A 17,457-nucleotide genomic window follows, 5' to 3' on the forward strand; every position below is an offset into this window, starting at 1 on the left:
ACCGGCTCAGCGCTGGAAGTTCGGAGCCTGTGTGCCATTCCGCGGCTGCTGCGGGCGCAGCGGCGGCGGAACCTCGGCCCGTCCCGGCGGGAGCTCGCCACGGCCGGCGGGCGCCAGCGGGCGCCCCGGCGAGGCGTTGCGACGCCCGGCGGACGGCGGCAGTGCCGGTTGCGCGGTCGGGGGCAGCACCCTCAGCAGGTCGTTGAACTGCCGCACGGTGCGCAGCCCCTCGTCCCACTGGGCGCGAGTCGAGGAGATCGGCATGGACACCAGCGTCCAGTTCTGCTCGTTCCACATGATCTCGGCGCAATCCGGTGCGGTGTGGGCGAAGGTGACCATCCGGCGGTCACAGGCCCGGCGGGCGGCGTCGAGGTTGGTCGAGTAGACCATCCGCGGGCCGATGGCGCCCAGCAGCCAGATGTCGCTCTCGCGCGGCTCGGCGATGCCCTTGAGCCGCAGGTCCATCACGACATTGGTGCCGACCTTGCGGTGGAGCGCGATCACGGTGGCGACATCCTCGAGGTCGAAGATGTACACCGCCTCGCCGCGGATCTGACCGAGCACCACATTGCGGGCGGTGACTTCGCCGACAGTCGACATCACGCCGCGCTTCCAGCGGTCGATGATCTCGGTGGACTCGGGTTCGAAATCGAACCCGTGCGACCGCGCCCAGGACTTACGGCGGCGGCCCAAACCACGTCGACGGCCAATGTCGACGTACAACAGCACCGCCGCACCCACGAAGCAGAGCGCGGACAGCGTGAACCAGAACGGAACCATTAGACGTAGCGTATCTGTTCACCCGCCCGAAGCGAGAACTCCAGCAGGTCACAAGCCCGTCACATAGCCTCCCGCCATGGCCTACGACGACTACCAGCTGATTCGGATCGCGAAAGACCGAGGGATCTGCCGAGCCACGCTCGACAATCCGCCGATCAATCTCCTGGACGTGCCACTGCTCACCGAGATCGATCGCCTCATGCGGGAGATCACGGCGGATGATCAGGTCCGGGTGCTGGTCGTCGACTCCGCCGACCCCGAGATCTTCATCGCGCATGCCGATGTGGCGTTGATCCTGGACTTGCCCACCGATGACGTTGGCCTGCATGACGAGCTGTCGCTCTTCCACGCGACGACGGAGCTGGTCGCGACCCTGCCGAAGCCCACGATCGCCGTCATCGAGGGTGTCTGCCGCGGCGGTGGCTGCGAGTTCGCCATGGCGTTCGACATGCGCTATGCCGCACTGGGCACCACTGTTCTCGGCCATCCGGAAGTGGCGGTCGGGATCATCCCCGGCGGGGGCGGCACCCAGCGACTGCCGCGACTGGTCGGCCGCGGACGTGCCCTGGAAACCATCTTGGGTGGGATGGACGTCGACGCCGCGACGGCCGAAGCCTGGGGATACATCGACCGGGCATTGCCGCCCGACGAGCTGCGGCGGTTTGTCGACAGACTGGCCGCGCGCATCGCGGGCTATGCCCCGACGGCGATCACCGCCGCCAAACGTGCGGTCGACACGGCGTTGGACGCTCATGTCGATCGGGTGAGCGGCTTGCTTATCGAGGACCAGCTGTTTCGGGAAACCCTCGCCCAGCCGGCCGCGCGTCAACTGCTCCAGGCGGTCATCGACGCCGGCGCGCAGACCCGCGAATTCGAACTGGGCACCGGCTAGTCCCCAGCCGGGAAAGTCGCGGCGGCGAGCTCGAGGATCTCCAGGCGGTCCGCCGCGAGCAGGAAGCCGCCGCCGATCGCCGCATCCAGCGCCGCGGTGAACCGCTCCAGATACTCGGCCCGCCCACCCGGGTACAGCCGGGCCAGCGTCTCGGTATCGAAAGGCTCACCCGAGCCGAAGATCGCCAGCAGCACGTTGTCGTCGGCGCTGGCGCCGGATGTGCGGGCACTCGGGACATCCACCCACGGGGTTCGCAGGCCGCCGGTCGCGACACCGTCGGCATCAAGGGCGATGGCGGGAGGGTCAGTGCCGGTCAGGGCGATCTGCGGCGCACTCGGCGCCGGCCGCCCGCTGCGCACCCAGTCGTGCAACCCGGCGATCGCCGCCTGCAGCACGTAGTGGTGTTGCGGGGCGAAGTTGATGAAGTGCGGCAGCTGCTGACCCATGAGGTTGTTGGTCGGCGCGTACGCCGCGACGATCTGATCCAGCGGCACAGCCCCGTTGTCGATGAATCCCACCCCGATCGTGTAGTTGTCGGCGTGCGCCGAGCCAGGGATCTCCCAGACCCGCAGGTGCTCGGTGTCCGGCACGCGGGCGTGGACGTAACCGAGCAGCCGCGCGCCGAGGAGGTCGGTTTCGGTGATCACGGTGAGCACCGGCACCCGCACATCGGCGCGGAAAGGTACCGGCAGAGTGTGGAAGGCACCGGATTCGTCGAGCAGGGACGTGCCGTCCAGCGGCGCCGCCGACCCGAACCGTGAGTGGATCAGGAAGCCGTCATAGACACCGGCGGCCGGGTCGACCTCGTTGACGTAGGTGGTCAGGAAGGTAGCCGACTGCGACTCGCCCGCCGCCAGCACGAATTGCGGTACGAGACCGTCGATCACGCCGGCGCGCACGGCCTGGCCGACCTGGGTGAAGATGTCGTAGGCGAAGTTGTCGCCCGGATGATCGAGTTCTGAATATCGTTGTGGATCCAGGGTTTTCAGGGAGGCATCGCCAACCAGACTGGGGCCGCCCTCGATCCCGACGCGCTGGGCGGAGACGGCGACGTACCCATACCCGGCCCTGGCGATCTCCCGGTGAGCCATGAACCAGACGGCCGGTGCGTCGATGCCGCCGCTGACATTGAGCCATTCGACGATCACCGTCCCATTCCAGGCGGCCTCGTCCAGTGGGCGCAGGACGACAATGCGGGTGGCGTAGGGGGCGGTCTCCACCGGCGCATACGAGAACGCCGTGCCCGCGACGAAGTACTCGTCGGCACGGTAGCCGACGGTGGCCAGGTCGTAGGCCCCGAGCAGGAGATTCGGTCTCCCGGGGACGGCGCTGATGACGGGATCGGTGGTCGACACCATCAATCAATAGCAGAGGCCGGGAGCCCGAAACACGAGCAGACGCAGACTCGCATCCGCGGGGCGGATTGTGCGATTCTGCGTCTGCTCGGCCTCGAGACTTAGCCCAGAACCAGTGATTCGCCGTCCGGGGCCACGTCGACCGGCACGACGTCACCGTCGTGCACCTCGCCGGCGAGCAGCAGCTTGGCGAGCTGGTCCCCAATGGCCTGCTGCACCAGTCGCCGCAGCGGCCGTGCGCCGTAGACCGGGTCGAACCCGCGATCGGCGAGCCACTTCTTGGCATCCAGCGACACCTGCAACTCCAGGCGGCGCTGGGCGAGCCGCTTCTGCAGCTGCGCCAATTGGATGTCGACGATCTGCACCAGCTCGTCGGGCTTGAGACCCTCGAAGATCAGCACATCGTCGAGGCGGTTGATGAACTCCGGCTTGAACGCCGCGCGCACCGCCGCCATCACCTGCTCCTCGTTGCCGCCCGACCCCAGGTTCGAGGTCAGGATGAGGATGGTGTTGCGGAAGTCGACCGTACGGCCCTGGCCATCAGTCAGTCGGCCCTCATCGAGGACCGCCAGCAGCACGTCGAACACGTCCGGGTGGGCCTTCTCGACCTCGTCGAACAGCACCACCGTATAGGGGCGCCGCCGCACCGCCTCGGTCAGCTGACCACCTTGGTCGTAGCCGATGTACCCGGGCGGGGCACCGACAAGCCTTGCGACGGAATGCTTCTCGCCGTATTCGCTCATGTCGATGCGGACCATGGCGCGCTCGTCGTCGAACAAGAAGTCGGCGAGTGCCTTGGCCAGCTCGGTCTTACCGACACCGGTCGGACCAAGGAACAGGAACGAGCCCGTCGGCCGGTTGGGATCGGCGACCCCGGCCCGGCTGCGCCGGACGGCATCGGAAACCGCTTGGACGGCCCGTTTTTGGCCCACGACCCGTCGGCCCAGTTCCTCCTCCATGCGCAGCAGCTTGGCGGTCTCGCCTTCGAGCAGACGGCCGGCCGGGATGCCGGTCCAGGCCGCCACCACGTCCGCGATGTCGTCGGGTCCGACCTGTTCCTTGAGCATGACGTTCGCCTGAGCCTCTGCCTGGGGCAGCGCCGCGTCGAGCTTCTTCTCCACCTCAGGGATGCGGCCGTAGCGCAGCTCGGCGGCCTTGGCCAGGTCGCCGTCGCGCTCGGCCCGGTCGGCCTCACCGCGCAGGACGTCCAGCTGCTCCTTGAACTCACGCACGATGTCGATGGCGTTCTTCTCGTTCTGCCATCTCGTCGTGAGTTCGGCCAGCTTTTCCTTCAGGTCGGCCAGCTCGGCGCGCAGCTTCTCGAGGCGGTCGCGTGACGCATCGTCGGTTTCCTTGGCCAGCGCCATCTCCTCGATCTCCAGCCGGCGCACCAGCCGCTCGACCTCGTCGACCTCGACGGGCCGGGAGTCGATCTCCATCCGCAGCCGCGACGCGGCCTCGTCGACCAGGTCGATGGCCTTGTCCGGCAGGAACCGGCTGGTGATGTAGCGGTCGGACAACGTGGCCGCCGCAACCAGAGCCGAGTCGGTGATCTGCACACCGTGATGCACCTCGTAGCGGTCCTTAAGACCGCGCAGGATGCCGACGGTGTCCTCGACCGACGGTTCGCCGACCAGCACCTGTTGGAAGCGGCGCTCCAGCGCGGCGTCCTTTTCGATGTACTTGCGGTACTCCTCGAGCGTGGTCGCGCCGACCATCCGCAGCTCGCCGCGGGCCAGCATCGGCTTGATCATGTTTCCGGCGTCCATCGCGCCTTCGCCGGTGGCACCGGCGCCGACGATGGTGTGCAGCTCGTCGATGAACGTAATGACCTGCCCGGCCGAGTTCTTGATGTCGTCGAGGACGGCCTTGAGCCGCTCCTCGAATTCACCGCGGTACTTCGCGCCGGCAACCATCGACCCCATATCCAGGGAGACGACGGTCTTGTCGCGCAGGCTCTCCGGCACGTCACCAGCCACGATCCGCTGGGCCAGGCCCTCCACGATCGCGGTCTTGCCGACGCCGGGCTCACCGATGAGCACGGGATTGTTCTTGGTGCGCCGGCTCAACACCTGGATGACGCGGCGAATCTCGTTGTCGCGCCCGATGACCGGGTCGAGCTTGCCTTCCCGCGCGCGGGCGGTCAGGTCGGTGGAGTACTTCTCCAGCGCCTGATAGCTGGCCTCGGGATCCGGGCTGGTCACCCGGGCGCTACCGCGGACCTTCACGAACGCGTCGCGCAGCATCTGCGGCGACGCGCCGTGACCGGTGAGCAACTTGGCCGTGTCGGAGTCGCCGGTGGCCAGGCCGACCATCAGGTGCTCGGTGGAGACGTATTCGTCGTCCATCTCTGTTGCGAGCTGCTGCGCCACGGTAATTGAGGCGAGCGCCTCCCGGCTCAGCTGGGGTTGCGAGGTCGCGCCGCTGCTCGTCGGCAGCCGGTCGACCAGCCGTTGCGCCTCGGCGCGGATCGTGGCCGGATCGACACCGACAGCCTCGAGCAACGGCGCAGCGATGCCGTCAGCCTGCGTGAGCAGAGCCAACAGCAGGTGGGCAGGCCTGATCTCCGGGTTACCTGCGGCACTGGCCGCTTGCAACGCAGCGGTCAGCGCCGCCTGAGTCTTGGTTGTCGGGTTGAAAGAATCCACGACACCTCCGTTTCAGTCAGGCCGAGCCCACGCGCAGACGGCAGGGCACGGCAAAATGCTTGTCGCCTTCTTCAACGCCGTCAATGTTGAGTCTGTTCCGCTCAACTTTAACTTTTTTGGACCAATTTTCGCTAGGGGCTTTCGACCCCGCTCTCCGGTACTCGAACATATGATCGAACGATGGCGGAGCGGGTGTCGATCGGCTACACCGGGCAACCCGTCCGGGACCCGTTTCGGTTGGTCCGCCCACCAGTCCCGGTCTTGGTTGATTTGACCGTGCTGTTCCCGCGCCAACCACACCGGACCGGCCACTACCACCCCCACGGCCTTCAGATGCACAAGGTCGTCAGGGGCACGCTGTCCTGCTGGGGGCTGTGCGAGCAGGGCGATTGGTGGGGCATGGTCACCTACGAGATCGCCTATGGCCCCAACCGCAAGGCGGTGACGCACTGGGTGCCGGCCTGGACGCTGCGGCGCATCTAAGCGCGCGAGAAGTCCCAGTACTGCAGCCACTGCACTGCCGCGAACAGACCCAGCGTCACCAGGTAGCCGAGGATCACCACGCCTGCACCGATGGTGCTGACGCGGGTTCCCGCACCGTCGATCGGGTCGAGCCAGCGCCGAAACCACCGCCCGGCCAAGGGCATCAACGCCCATTGCAGGGCAACGACGCTGACCACCTGGCTCAGCCACATCGCCAACCAGGGCGGGGCGCCACGGTTGTCGAGGATCGGCCCCAGGAACCGCGACAGCAGCATCACCGTCGGGTAGAGCACCAACAGGATCAGCATCGCCGTCTTCCAGTTCGGCGTGACCGCGGTGTGCCCGTTCTCGGTGCGCACCGTCGAACCGAACGTCGTCGTCGAGGACACCAGCGAGAATTCGCGGGTCAGACTCTCCCGCAGCGGCCCGAGCGCCTCCGACCGCTCGGGGGACTCCAGCCACGTCCCGAGTTGGCGCTCGGTGCGAAACCGCAGCACCGCAAATGCCTCACCGCCGGTGGCCGGGGCGAAGGTGCAGCACCCTTCAAAGCCGCTGAACTGCGCGCTCACCTCGACCAGTCGCGCCTCGGCCACCACGAATTCATCCACGCGGCCCGGCGCTACGGTGTGCCGGAAGAACCCAACCCCCGACGGCAAACCGCCATCTTCGCCGATCACCATATCTGCTGTGGCACACAGCATTCCACTCTGCCGACCGGTACTCAGCGAACGTTGACGCGCGGCGCTGTCCAGCCAGTGATGCAGGGCCCGCGCATTGGCGAAGGTGACCGCGATTCCCCAATCTAGGTGTGGATCGCGCAGCACGGAGATCCGGAAGTCGGTCGCCTCGGGGGCGGTGGCGCGCAACTCACCGGCCCACGCAGTGAAGGCCGCGGGGTGGGTCGAGGGATGAAAGATCGTGACGACGGTCGCTGCGCTCATGGGACACAAGGTATGCCTGGTATTCGGTGGCGACGGCGTGGCATACGGGGTGGGCATAGCCACCGTCGTCGTGGTCGGTCCGCATTGTTGGCCGCGCTCATCTCGACGTCGCGGAAAAGCCGATTCCCCGGTGTCTGTCCGTAGGATGCGAACTCCACCACATACCTACGTCTCTCGGTCAACGTCGCTCAATGCCGGTGGCGCAATTCGCACGCACCGTTGACCCACCCACAATTACCACCCGACTTCAGACCCGCGACACTAGTCGGCTCAGCTAACTGCCAGCTAACATCCGGTGCGCTCATCGAGCACTTTTGTAGACGGCGATGACCGGGGGGCTGGCCATGATGGGCTACCGCGACGAATTCGATCGATGCGACGGAGCCGCGAGTCGGCGCGCGCCCAACCCACGACTCTGGCTCAGCGCCGGAGCGATGACCCTGGGCATGGGCGCGGCAATGATAGGCGGCGCTGCCGTCGCGGCAGCCGATACCGCAGGCAACGACGGCTCGTCCTCGACCAGCAGCTCGGCGGCCGTCAGCTCGCGCCCGTCAACCTCGACAGTCGGCAAAGGGTCGCCGACCAAGCCCACCGGCCCGCGCGGCCGCGTCACCTCGTCCACAGGCTCGACCAAGCGGATATCGCCGAGCAACGCCGCCACGAAGCCGACCCGGCCGGGTAAGACCGACTCGTCGGACACCCTCACCGCCTCAAGCGCCGCCTCCGCCAGCCAGAGTGACGAAAGCAGCTCTGCCACAACGCCATCGGCGATAGCGCAAAACGCGACGACGAACTCCGGCGTGCAGTCCGCGGTCGTTGCACGGCGAGCCATCGCGGCCGCCGTACCAGCGCTGCCGACGCCGAACCAGATCCTGAAGGACCTCCAGCAGTTCGTCTACAACATTCAGGTGACCGTGACCAACCAGGTCAACGGCGTTCGAGACGGTCTCGAGACGTTGCGATCCGACGTCGAGCACATCCTGGGCTTCTCGCGCGAGGTCATCACCCAGGCGCTGCCCTACGGCAACCCGACGCTCAACAAGCAGTTCTTCGTTCCAGCGACGACCTACTTCTCGTCGTCGATTGCCACCGTCGCCATGGCGTACGCGCAACTCAGCGGGACCGCACCCAACCTCCAAGAGTTCATCGACTTGGCCGCGGTCACCCCCAGCACATCCAACCTCGGCAAGATGATCTATGTCAGCCCCTCATCGTTCGTCTCGTTCGCCGACAGCTTTGAACTGCTGCAGGACAAGAAGGTTCGGGTCATCATCCGCAACTACGGCTCCGATCAGTGGAGCTTCGCGTTCAACGCCCTCACCAATGGGTTGCAGGATCCGACCAAGGTGATGATCGTGACCATAGACGGCCCGGTCGACGGTAGTGCCGATAAGCAAGACAAGACGGTCATCGTGATCGGAGTCGACAACGTCAACGGCACGGTCACCATCAACGATCCGACCCGGTCCACCGACGGGCAAGGCCTGACGATGAGCATCGACGACTTTCAGAAGGCTTGGGGTGGCTCGAATTACCAGCTCGTCACCACCCAGCTGGCGAGTTCCCCCTCGACGCCACCGCCGCCACCGAGCACGACGAGACTAGTGTGGTCACTTCCCTCTCCTCAACAGTTCTTTGGCGGCATCGCGCAAGCCGTCGTGAACCAGCTTGAGGTCGCACAGGACAACCTGTCCAACCTGACCTTCGACGTGGCCCGTGTCCTCGGCGTCGCTAAGCCCGACGTCATCGCCCCGCCGTCGCCCTCGGACGCCCAGTACGGCGATTACACCGCCAACTATCCGTACTGGACCCGGCAAGGCTATTTCTACGAGCTGGGCTTCAAGGGCACCTGCACACTGATGGCGAGCGCCGCCGCCATCAGCCAGCTCAAGGGCATCACGGCACCGGACGACATTCGCGCCCTGGCACAGCAACTCATCGGCCAAGCGTCCGCGACCCCCAGCGGAATCAAATACGGAAAGATGATGTACGACCGGAACGTTGGCGGTATGAATTTCGAGGATGCCGTCACCTTGCTGAACGAGAACGGCATCAACGCTGACTACACGACGTACCTCAAGGGCCAGGACGAGGTAGCCAAACAAGCGATGTTCGCGGCACTGCAGCAGGGTCAGGCCGTCATCGTCGGCGCCAACGCCGATGTCATGTGGAATGCATACCAGCGGCGGTATTTCAATCAGTCGCCCGCGAACCTAGAGGCAGCCACTGCGGACCATGCCCTCCTCGTGATCAGCGTCGACCTGGCCAAGAACACCATCTACGTCAACGACAGCAGCGTTCAGAACGGACAGGGGTTCCCGATGCCGCTCGACGACTTCATGACTGCCTGGAAGACCGGCGGCTTCGAAATGATCACTGCGGAGCTGCAGAACCCCTAGGTACGCCCCGCGTTCGGGGGTGACGTCGTGGCGTACGGGTTGGTCATCGTGACCGTGGTCGTGGGCGTGGAGTAGTCCGTCTCCGGCGGCACCGTCAGTTCACCCGCGGTCTCGCTCGGGGACGGCGGCGCGGACGTCGGGTTCAGCTCGGTGGTCGAGAGCTGAGTCGACCTCGTCGTCGTGGTCCTCGTCGTCGTGCGGGACGTGGTCGTCGGCGTGGTGGTGATGGCGGGCGCGTATACGACCGGGCCGTCTTGGCGCTGGGAGCTCTCCGCGGTGTCCATGACCGCGTACACCAGCAACACGAGCAGCAGTATCGCTGCCACCCCGGAGACGTAGATCAGGGTGTTCTGCTGGCCGTCGTGGCCGCCATCACCCATTTCCTCGTCGGCATCCTTGCCCACGGGCAGAGATAGTACGGTCAGCCGTGGCCGCATGTTGTCCGACTATCGCCAGGAGGCATCTGTGACGACTGGTCTCGGCTCAGAACTGGCCGAATTGATCCCGCTGGCGCTCGTCATCACGCTGTCCCCGCTGACGATCATTCCGGGCATTCTCATGCTGCACACGCCCTCACCCCGGCCGACCAGCATGGCGTTCCTGCTGGGCTGGGTACTGGGCATCGCCGGACTCACGGCGGGGTTCGTGCTGGTGTCCAACGCCCTCGGTGGACTGAACAAACAGCCGACGTGGGCGCCGTACGTCCGCATCGCGATCGGCGCGGCGCTCATCGTGTTCGGGCTCTACCGATGGTTCACCCGCAACCGCTCGGCACACACGCCGGGCTGGCTGACATCGATGACCAGCATCGGCCCGGGTCGTGCCTTCGTCACCGCGGTCGTCCTGGTGGTCATCAACCCCAAGGTCCTGTTCATGTGCGCCGCGGCGGGCTTGGCGATCGGCTCGGCGGGCCTCGGCACCACGGGCGCCTGGACTGCCGATGCGGTCTTCACCGCCGTCGCCGCGTCGTCGGTGGCGTTGCCGGTGCTGGCCTACCTGGTGGCCGGCGAGCGGCTGGACGCACCGCTGACCAAGCTGAAGAACTGGATGGAAGCCCAGCACGCGACACTGGTCGCGGTCATCCTTGTCGTCATCGGTGTCATGGTGCTGTACAAGGGCATCCACGGCCTGTAAACGACGCGCCTAAAATCACGGCCGTGGGCCTCGAGGATCGTGACGCGCTTCGGGTGCTGCAGGCTGCCTTCGAACGCTCGGGGGATCCCCAGGCCGACTCCGAGGAACTGCTCCGCCGCATATACACCCGGTGGTTCGCCCTGGACACGCAGGTGCGTGACCTGTTCCCGCCGGAGCTCGCTCCCCAACGTGCGGCGTTCGGCCGCGCCATGCACTGGGTGTTCGGCGAGTTCGTCGCCCAACGTGCCCAGGCACCGGTGAGCTTCCTGGCGCAGCTCGGCCGCGACCACCGCAAATATGGTGTCACCGAACAGCATTACGACAGCATGCGGCGAGCCTGGTACTCCACGATGCGCAGCCATCTGATCGACAGCTGGACCGCCGCGGTCGACGACGCCGCCACCCAGGCCATCAACCTGATCACCGGCATCATGTCCGGCGCGGCCGACGCCGAGGACGGACCAGCCTGGTGGGACGGCACCGTCTTGGAGCACCAACGGGTGTCGCGCGATATCGCGGTCGTCCGCCTGCACCTCGACCGGCCGATGCCCTACCACTCGGGTCAGTACGTCAACGTTTCGATCCCGCAGTGGCCGCGGCGCTGGCGGTTCCTCTCCCCCGCCATGCCGGCTGATCCGGACGGCTTCATCGAGTTCCACGTGCGTTCCGTGTCGGGTGGCATGGTCAGCCATGCGATGGTGGCCGAAACCCGGCCGGGCGACCGGTGGCGGCTGTCCAGTCCGCATGGCGCGATGGAGGTGGACCGCGACGGGGAGGACGTGCTGATGGTGGCGGGCAGCACCGGGCTCGCGCCGCTGCGCGCGCTGATCATGGACCTGTGCCGGTTCGGCGAGAATCCCCGAGTTCACCTGTTTTTCGGCGCCCGCTATCCCTGCGAGCTGTACGACCTGCGGACCCTGTGGGAGATCGCCGCCTCCAGCCCGTGGTTGTCGGTGTCACCGGTGTCGGAGTACGCCGGTGATCCACCGTGGGCGGCCGACTATCCCGATGTCCAGCCGCCCCGCGGCCTACACGTGCGCCAGACCGGACGGCTGCCCGATGTGGTGACCAAGTACGGCGCCTGGGGTGACCGCCAGATTCTGATCTGCGGTGGCCCCGCCATGGTGCGTGCCACCTACGACGCTCTGGTCGCCAAGGGCGCGCCACCCGAGCGCATTCAGCACGACCCGTTGAGCTGACCACGACGGCGGCGACCCCAAGCCCCGAGTTCTGTGACTTTCGTCCCTTTCGAACCGCCTGGACCGGGACGACCATTTGTGTGTAGGGGGTGCTAGTGAGGGGTTGGGATGGCGGCTAACGGCCCGGCAGACCAGATTGTCGAGCGCGAACTCGAGGCCATCGCATGGGAATTCCTGTGCTCGCCATATACCGGGCGAACATACTGGGACTGGCCCTTGGAGCGGCGGCTCGACGCGTACCTCCGCCATCACGGCCGCGACGACATCCTGAACAATGGTGCCGCTTACGCAACGGTGGTGGACCGGGTGATGGCCAATCTGGGACGGGCCCGCCGCGACGGCGTTCTTTCCTCGCCGCATCGTTAGACTCCGACGATGGCCCAGCTGCCGTCCGTCGTTCTACGAGATCCTTCCTCACCGTTGACTGCCACATATCTGCCAACCGCGGGCATGATCTGCACCTCGCTGTCCGACGACGGCGTCGAACTCCTGGGGCAGCGTCGCGGCTTGAGCGCCTACTTGTCAGACGCGAAGACGATGGGCATTCCACTCCTGTATCCGTGGGCGAATCGGTTGAGCGCCAACGAATATGGCGTCGACGGCGGGGCGGTGACCCTGACTCCCGGCGTTGGTGGTGTCCGTACCGACGAGCACGGCCTCCCGATGCACGGCGTGCTCGCGGGCAACCCGAGCTGGCTGGTCACCGACCACTCCGAGAGCCGGCTGACCGCTGACCTGGACTTCGGGGCACAGCCGCGATTGCTGGCCAGCTTCCCGTTTCCCCACGTCCTTACCCTCGATGTCACGCTGGCCGACCGCGCGCTCACGGTGCAGACGACGGTCACACCGACCACCGCGGTGTCGGTGCCGCTGTGCTACGGCTTCCATCCGTACTTGACTATTCCCGGGGTGCCCCGATCGGAGTGGACGCTAGAGACTCCGAGACTCCGCCATCTGCCGGTGGACGGCCAGGGCATCCCGACCGGCGAGGTCCAGGAGTGGCCGGCCTTCTCGGAGAGACTGGGTGACAAGATATTTGACGACGGGTTCGACGAGGTTCCGCAGGGCGCGATGTTCGCCGTCGCCGGCGGTGACCGCCGCATCGAGGTGGTCTATGACCATGGGTTCCCGGCGGCACAGATCTTCGCCCCCGGCACCGATGATGTGGTCGCCATCGAGCCGATGGCCGCACCGACCAACGCACTGCGTACGGGCGCCTACAGCACGGCGACACCGGGCCAACCTGCCACCGCGGTGTTCACCATCCGCGTGAGCTAGCTTCGCGGACTATCTCCGCGGCTTCCAGACCACCAGCGCCGTGCTCTTCGGCACGACCGCAAGATCACGACGCTGGTTGGCGCGCAACGACTCCAGCTCGTCCATCATCTCCTCGACCCGCGACTGCAGGGCCTCGACCTGGTTGGTCAGTTCGATGATCCGCTTGATCCCGGCCAGGTTGACACCCTCGTCCTGGGACAGCCGCTGCACCTCTCGCAGGAGCTCGACGTCGCGTTCCGAATATCGCCGCCCGCCACCGGAACTGCGCCGGGGGCTGACCAAACCGAGCCGGTCGTAGGTGCGCAGGGTCTGCGCATGCATACCGGCCAGCTCGGCGGCCACCGAAATGAGAAACGTTCGAGTTTCTCGGGACTCATTGGCAGAGGCCATCAGCGATTACCCGCCCATCCAGCACGGGGGTCGAAGCCACTCACCCGCTCCGCTGTCGCATAGGCCTCCAGCGCCTCCAGCGCCTGACCCTCGAGGTTGGGCGGCACCGCGACCTTGACGGTAACCAACAGGTCGCCGTGGCCACCGTCGCGCTTGGGCACACCGCGCCCACGCACCCGCAGGATCCGGCCGTCCGCGGTGCCCTTGGGCACCCGCACTCCAACCTTGCCCTCCAGGGTGGGCACGGAAAGCGTTGTGCCCAAGGCCAGTTCGGTGAAGCTCACCGGAACCGTCACGGTCAGGTCGTCACCGTCACGACCGAACACCTTGTCCGGCCGAACATGCACGGTGACATACAGATCGCCTGACGGCGCACCGCGCAGCCCGGCTTCACCCTGACCGGCCAGCCGAATGCGCTGACCGTCCTCGACGCCCGGTGGAATCCGGACATTGATCGTGCGGGTCCGGGTCGTCACCCCGGTGCCGTGGCACTCGTCGCACGGGTGCTCGATGATCGAGCCGCTGCCCCGACAGTCGGTGCACGGCTCGGAAAACCCGAACGCGCCCTGGTTGCGGTTGATCACTCCGGAGCCGTTGCAGGTCGGGCACACCTTGGGGCTGGTGCCCGGGCGTGCGCCGCTGCCATGGCAATTCGTGCACGGCGCGGGGCTGGTCAGCCGCAGCGGCATGGCGACACCCTTGGTCGCCTCCAGGAAATCGAGATCGGTCTCGGTCTCCAGGTCTTTGCCGCGCCGCGGCCGGCTGGGCCGCGGCGGGGCTCCACGCCCGAACAGGCCACCGAACAGGTCACCGATGTTCGTGCCACCGCTCTGCCCGGCGGTGTCGAACAGATCGTTCAGGTTGAACTCACCGCCATCAGCGCCATAGCCACTGAATCCGCCGAAACCACCGCCGCTACCGTTGCCACGGCGACCGAAGCCGCCGCCGGCGAACATCCGGCGGGTCTCGTCGTATTCCTTGCGCTTGGCCGGATCGGTCAGCACATCCCTGGCCTCGCCGACCTCTTTGTAGCGTTCGTCGGCTGCGGCGTTGTCCGGGTTGCGGTCGGGGTGATTCTCGGCGAGCAGCTTGCGGGCCACCCGCTTGATCTCGTCCTCGCTGGCGTCGGAGGAGACGCCGAGCACTTTGTAGAAGTCCTTCTCAACCCATTCTCGTTGAACCATGCCGCGTCACCTCCTCTCACCCTTCGTCATATCGCTAGTTCGATTCTGCGTTCTGCGCACCGCTCTGGCCGCCGTTGACGGGCGTGTCGGCCGTCCCGGATCCGGTGGCGGGCGCGGCAGAGTTTTCTGGGACGGTGTCGACCACGCCGACGAGCGCGTGCCGCAGCACGAGGTCGCCGAGCGTGTAGCCCTTCCGCATCACCGTGCCGAGCACCGGCTTGGAGCCCTCGCCCTCGTGCTGCACGGCCTCGTGCAGGGACGGGTCGAACTCGTCGCCCTCGGCACCGAATGCGCTCAGGCCCAGCCCGGACAGGGCGGCCGTCAGCTTGTCGGCGACCGATTTCAGCGGACCGGTCTCCAGGTCGCCGTGGCTGCGGGCGCGGTCGAGATCATCGAGCACCGTGAGCAGCTGGCTCACCACCGCGGCCTTGGCCCGCTCGCCGGCAACCTGTTGATCGCGCAGCGCGCGCTTGCGGTAATTGGCGAAGTCCGCCTGCACCCGCTGCAGATCGGCGGTGAGTTCAGCGACCTTGTCGGCCTGCTCCCCGCCGGAGCCCGGGGCTCCCGGCTCCGACCCGCTGGGGGCCGGGCCGGAAGCCTCACGAACTTCTCCGGTCTGGGGGTCGATTCGGCGCTTGTCGGTGACAGTTACCGGTTCGTCCTCGCGACCTTCGCTCACTTGTGCTCCTGATCATCGTCGTCAACGACCTCGGCATCCACCACGTCGTCGTCAGACGGACCGCCCGACCGACCCGCAGCCTGATCGGCCTGGGTGGACTCGTAGATCGCCGAAGCCAGCGCCTGCGACTCCTGGCCCAGCTTCTCCATCGCGGACTTGATCGCCCCGATGTCGGTGCCGGCCAGCGCCGTCTTGGCGTCGGTGACCGCAGCCTCGACCTTGGTCAAGGTGTCCTCGGGGACCTTTGAACCGCCTTCGGCAGAACGCTGTTCGGAGACGAACTTCTCCGTCTGGTAGACCAGCGATTCGGCCTGGTTGCGGACGTCAGCCTCTTCGCGACGCTTGCGGTCTTCCTCGGCATGCGCCTCGGCGTCCTTGATCATCCGGTCGATCTCTTCCTTGGACAGGCCGGAGCCTTCCTGGATCTTGATCGTGTTTTCCTTGCCGGTGCCCTTGTCCTTGGCGGTGACGTGCACGATGCCGTTGGCATCGATGTCGAAGGTCACCTCGACCTGGGGCACACCGCGCGGGGCCGGCGGCAGGCCGGTCAGCTCGAAGGAGCCGAGCAGCTTGTTGTGCGCCGCGATCTCGCGCTCACCCTGATAGACCTGGATCTGCACCGACGGCTGGTTGTCGTCGGCTGTGGTGAAGGTCTCCGACCGCTTGGTCGGGATGGTGGTGTTGCGCTCGATGAGCTTGGTCATCACGCCACCCTTGGTCTCGATACCGAGACTCAGCGGTGTGACGTCAAGCAGCAGAACGTCTTTCACCTCACCCTTGAGCACGCCGGCCTGCAGAGCAGCACCGACCGCGACGACCTCGTCGGGGTTGACGCCCTTGTTGGGCTCCTGGCCACCGGTGAGTTCCTTGACCAGATCGGTCACCGCGGGCATGCGGGTGGAACCACCCACCAGCACCACGTGGTCGATATCGGACACCGAGATGCCGGCGTCCTTGATGACCTGCTGGAACGGCGCACGCGTGCGGTCGAGCAGATCCTGGGTGATCTTCTGGAACTCCGAGCGAGTCAGCTGCTCGTCGAGGAACAGCGGGTTCTTGTCGGCGTCGACGGTGATGTAGGGCAGGTTGATCGACGTGCTTCCGCTGGAAGACAGTTCGATCTTGGCCTTCTCGGCGGCTTCACGAAGCCGCTGCATGGCCATCTTGTCCTTGGTCAGGTCGATGCCGCTGGTGCCCTTGAACTTGTCCACGAGCCATTCGACGATCCGGTCGTCCCAGTCGTCGCCACCGAGGTGGTTGTCACCCGAGGTCGCGCGGACCTCGACGACACCGTCGCCGATCTCCAGCAGCGAGACGTCGAAAGTGCCGCCACCGAGGTCGAACACCAGGATGGTCTGTTCCTTGCTGCCCTTGTCCAGGCCGTAGGCCAGGGCCGCGGCAGTCGGTTCGTTGACGATGCGCAGCACGTTGAGGCCGGCGATCTGGCCGGCTTCCTTGGTGGCCTGACGCTGGGCGTCGTTGAAGTACGCGGGCACCGTGATGACCGCGTCGGTGATGTCCTCGCCGAGGTAGCTTTCGGCGTCCCGCTTCAGCTTCATCAGCACACGGGCGCTGATCTCCTGCGGGGTGTAGTCCTTGCCGTCGATCTCGACGGTCCAGTCGGTGCCCACGTGTCGCTTTACCGAACGGATGGTCCGGTCGACGTTGGTCACCGCCTGGTTTTTGGCGGGCTGGCCGACCAGCACCTCGCCGTTGCGTGCAAAAGCGACCACGGACGGCGTGGTACGGGATCCTTCGGAGTTGGCGACGACGACAGGGTCGCCACCCTCCAGTACCGCCACGACGGAGTTGGTGGTCCCGAGGTCGATGCCGACCGCACGAGCCATGATGAATCCTCCTGATAGTTACGTCTTTGGATCTGAGCGAACCAGGCTCAAGACTGCCCCCGCCGGTAGGCGGTTGTCAAGCCATAGTTGAGTCTAATTCACTCAAGTTATCAAGACGGTCAACGGCGAGGATTTCAGATTTGTTCCCGGGGACCCGTAGTTGCAGGAATCCGCATGAGATGTCGGACCGTCACTTCACTGTCGGGAACCGGGAGAACGCTATCCCCCGACCTATCGCGAGATGGGTG

17 protein-coding genes are annotated in these 17,457 nt (G+C 66.2%); 7 read left to right on the forward strand and 10 right to left on the reverse strand.

The genetic code is table 11. The annotated features are described in order from the left end of the window. Positions 1–6: 6 nt before the first annotated feature. Positions 7–780 carry a trehalose monomycolate transport factor TtfA gene (gene ttfA / locus G6N38_RS08305; RefSeq protein ID WP_163747088.1) on the reverse strand — a complete coding sequence of 258 codons (774 nt, stop codon included), beginning with the start codon at positions 778–780 and terminating at the stop codon, positions 7–9. Positions 781–856: 76 nt separating this feature from the next. Here ttfA and G6N38_RS08310 point away from each other — a divergent pair, with 76 nt between their 5' ends. Then, a complete protein-coding gene (locus tag G6N38_RS08310; protein WP_163747089.1) occupies positions 857–1,672 on the forward strand; it encodes an enoyl-CoA hydratase/isomerase family protein in 816 nt (271 codons plus the stop codon). On the opposite strand, the gene G6N38_RS08315 is transcribed toward G6N38_RS08310, so the two are convergent. Then, on the reverse strand, positions 1,669–3,030 hold the full coding sequence (locus G6N38_RS08315) for an alpha/beta hydrolase domain-containing protein (RefSeq protein WP_163747090.1): 1,362 nt from the start codon (positions 3,028–3,030) through the stop codon (positions 1,669–1,671). The two genes, G6N38_RS08310 and G6N38_RS08315, sit on opposite strands and share 4 nt — an antisense overlap. A gap of 98 nt (positions 3,031–3,128) precedes the next feature. Further along, the gene (gene clpB / locus G6N38_RS08320) at positions 3,129–5,675 is read right to left on the reverse strand and encodes an ATP-dependent chaperone ClpB (protein ID WP_163747091.1); all 2,547 of its coding nucleotides are present in this window, start codon (positions 5,673–5,675) and stop codon (positions 3,129–3,131) included. Between the two features lie 180 nt (positions 5,676–5,855). Between clpB and G6N38_RS08325 the strand changes: the two genes are divergently transcribed. After that, positions 5,856–6,158, forward strand: a complete 303-nt coding sequence (locus G6N38_RS08325; protein WP_163747092.1) for a hypothetical protein — start codon at positions 5,856–5,858, stop codon at positions 6,156–6,158. On the opposite strand, the gene G6N38_RS08330 is transcribed toward G6N38_RS08325, so the two are convergent. Both G6N38_RS08330 and G6N38_RS08335 read right to left on the reverse strand, forming a co-directional pair. Further along, positions 6,155–7,099, reverse strand: coding sequence for a putative antibiotic biosynthesis monooxygenase (locus G6N38_RS08330; protein WP_163747093.1), 945 nt, complete (start codon positions 7,097–7,099; stop codon positions 6,155–6,157). The two genes, G6N38_RS08325 and G6N38_RS08330, sit on opposite strands and share 4 nt — an antisense overlap. 352 nt (positions 7,100–7,451) lie before the next feature. Then, a complete protein-coding gene (locus tag G6N38_RS08335) occupies positions 7,452–7,931 on the reverse strand; it encodes a hypothetical protein (RefSeq protein WP_163747094.1) in 480 nt (159 codons plus the stop codon). Here G6N38_RS08335 and G6N38_RS08340 point away from each other — a divergent pair. Continuing rightward, positions 7,900–9,498 carry a hypothetical protein gene (locus G6N38_RS08340; RefSeq protein ID WP_163747095.1) on the forward strand — a complete coding sequence of 533 codons (1,599 nt, stop codon included), beginning with the start codon at positions 7,900–7,902 and terminating at the stop codon, positions 9,496–9,498. The two genes, G6N38_RS08335 and G6N38_RS08340, sit on opposite strands and share 32 nt — an antisense overlap. Here G6N38_RS08340 and G6N38_RS08345 read toward each other — a convergent pair. Then, positions 9,495–9,902: a hypothetical protein gene (locus G6N38_RS08345; RefSeq protein ID WP_163747096.1), complete on the reverse strand. Its 408-nt coding sequence runs from the start codon at positions 9,900–9,902 to the stop codon at positions 9,495–9,497. The two genes, G6N38_RS08340 and G6N38_RS08345, sit on opposite strands and share 4 nt — an antisense overlap. A gap of 61 nt (positions 9,903–9,963) precedes the next feature. Between G6N38_RS08345 and G6N38_RS08350 the strand changes: the two genes are divergently transcribed. The 4 genes from G6N38_RS08350 to G6N38_RS08365 all read left to right on the forward strand — a co-directional run bounded on the left by G6N38_RS08350 (position 9,964) and on the right by G6N38_RS08365 (position 13,109). After that, on the forward strand, positions 9,964–10,632 hold the full coding sequence (locus tag G6N38_RS08350) for a GAP family protein (RefSeq protein WP_163747097.1): 669 nt from the start codon (positions 9,964–9,966) through the stop codon (positions 10,630–10,632). A 23-nt stretch (positions 10,633–10,655) separates the two neighbouring features. Then, positions 10,656–11,831, forward strand: coding sequence for an FAD-binding oxidoreductase (locus tag G6N38_RS08355; RefSeq protein ID WP_163747098.1), 1,176 nt, complete (start codon positions 10,656–10,658; stop codon positions 11,829–11,831). A gap of 108 nt (positions 11,832–11,939) precedes the next feature. Continuing rightward, a complete protein-coding gene (locus tag G6N38_RS08360; RefSeq protein WP_163747099.1) occupies positions 11,940–12,197 on the forward strand; it encodes a hypothetical protein in 258 nt (85 codons plus the stop codon). A gap of 9 nt (positions 12,198–12,206) precedes the next feature. Next, positions 12,207–13,109 carry an aldose 1-epimerase gene (locus tag G6N38_RS08365; RefSeq protein ID WP_163747100.1) on the forward strand — a complete coding sequence of 301 codons (903 nt, stop codon included), beginning with the start codon at positions 12,207–12,209 and terminating at the stop codon, positions 13,107–13,109. Positions 13,110–13,118: 9 nt separating this feature from the next. Here G6N38_RS08365 and G6N38_RS08370 read toward each other — a convergent pair whose 3' ends face one another. From G6N38_RS08370 to dnaK, 4 genes are read right to left on the reverse strand one after another with little or no spacing between them, the layout of a single operon-like run. After that, complete coding sequence (locus G6N38_RS08370; RefSeq protein WP_163747101.1) at positions 13,119–13,499, reverse strand: heat shock protein transcriptional repressor HspR; 381 nt, start codon at positions 13,497–13,499, stop codon at positions 13,119–13,121. Continuing rightward, positions 13,499–14,683 carry a molecular chaperone DnaJ gene (gene dnaJ / locus G6N38_RS08375; protein WP_163747102.1) on the reverse strand — a complete coding sequence of 395 codons (1,185 nt, stop codon included), beginning with the start codon at positions 14,681–14,683 and terminating at the stop codon, positions 13,499–13,501. The genes G6N38_RS08370 and dnaJ overlap by 1 nt, the downstream gene beginning before the upstream one ends. A 34-nt stretch (positions 14,684–14,717) precedes the next feature. Beyond that, positions 14,718–15,362, reverse strand: a complete 645-nt coding sequence (gene grpE, locus G6N38_RS08380) for a nucleotide exchange factor GrpE (RefSeq protein WP_163747103.1) — start codon at positions 15,360–15,362, stop codon at positions 14,718–14,720. Beyond that, positions 15,359–17,209 carry a molecular chaperone DnaK gene (dnaK, locus tag G6N38_RS08385; RefSeq protein ID WP_163747104.1) on the reverse strand — a complete coding sequence of 617 codons (1,851 nt, stop codon included), beginning with the start codon at positions 17,207–17,209 and terminating at the stop codon, positions 15,359–15,361. Before dnaK ends, grpE begins: the two co-directional genes overlap by 4 nt. Positions 17,210–17,457: the final 248 nt, after the last annotated feature.

It is taken from the genome of Mycolicibacterium helvum, assembly GCF_010731895.1.
Lineage (GTDB): Bacteria > Actinomycetota > Actinomycetes > Mycobacteriales > Mycobacteriaceae > Mycobacterium > Mycobacterium helvum.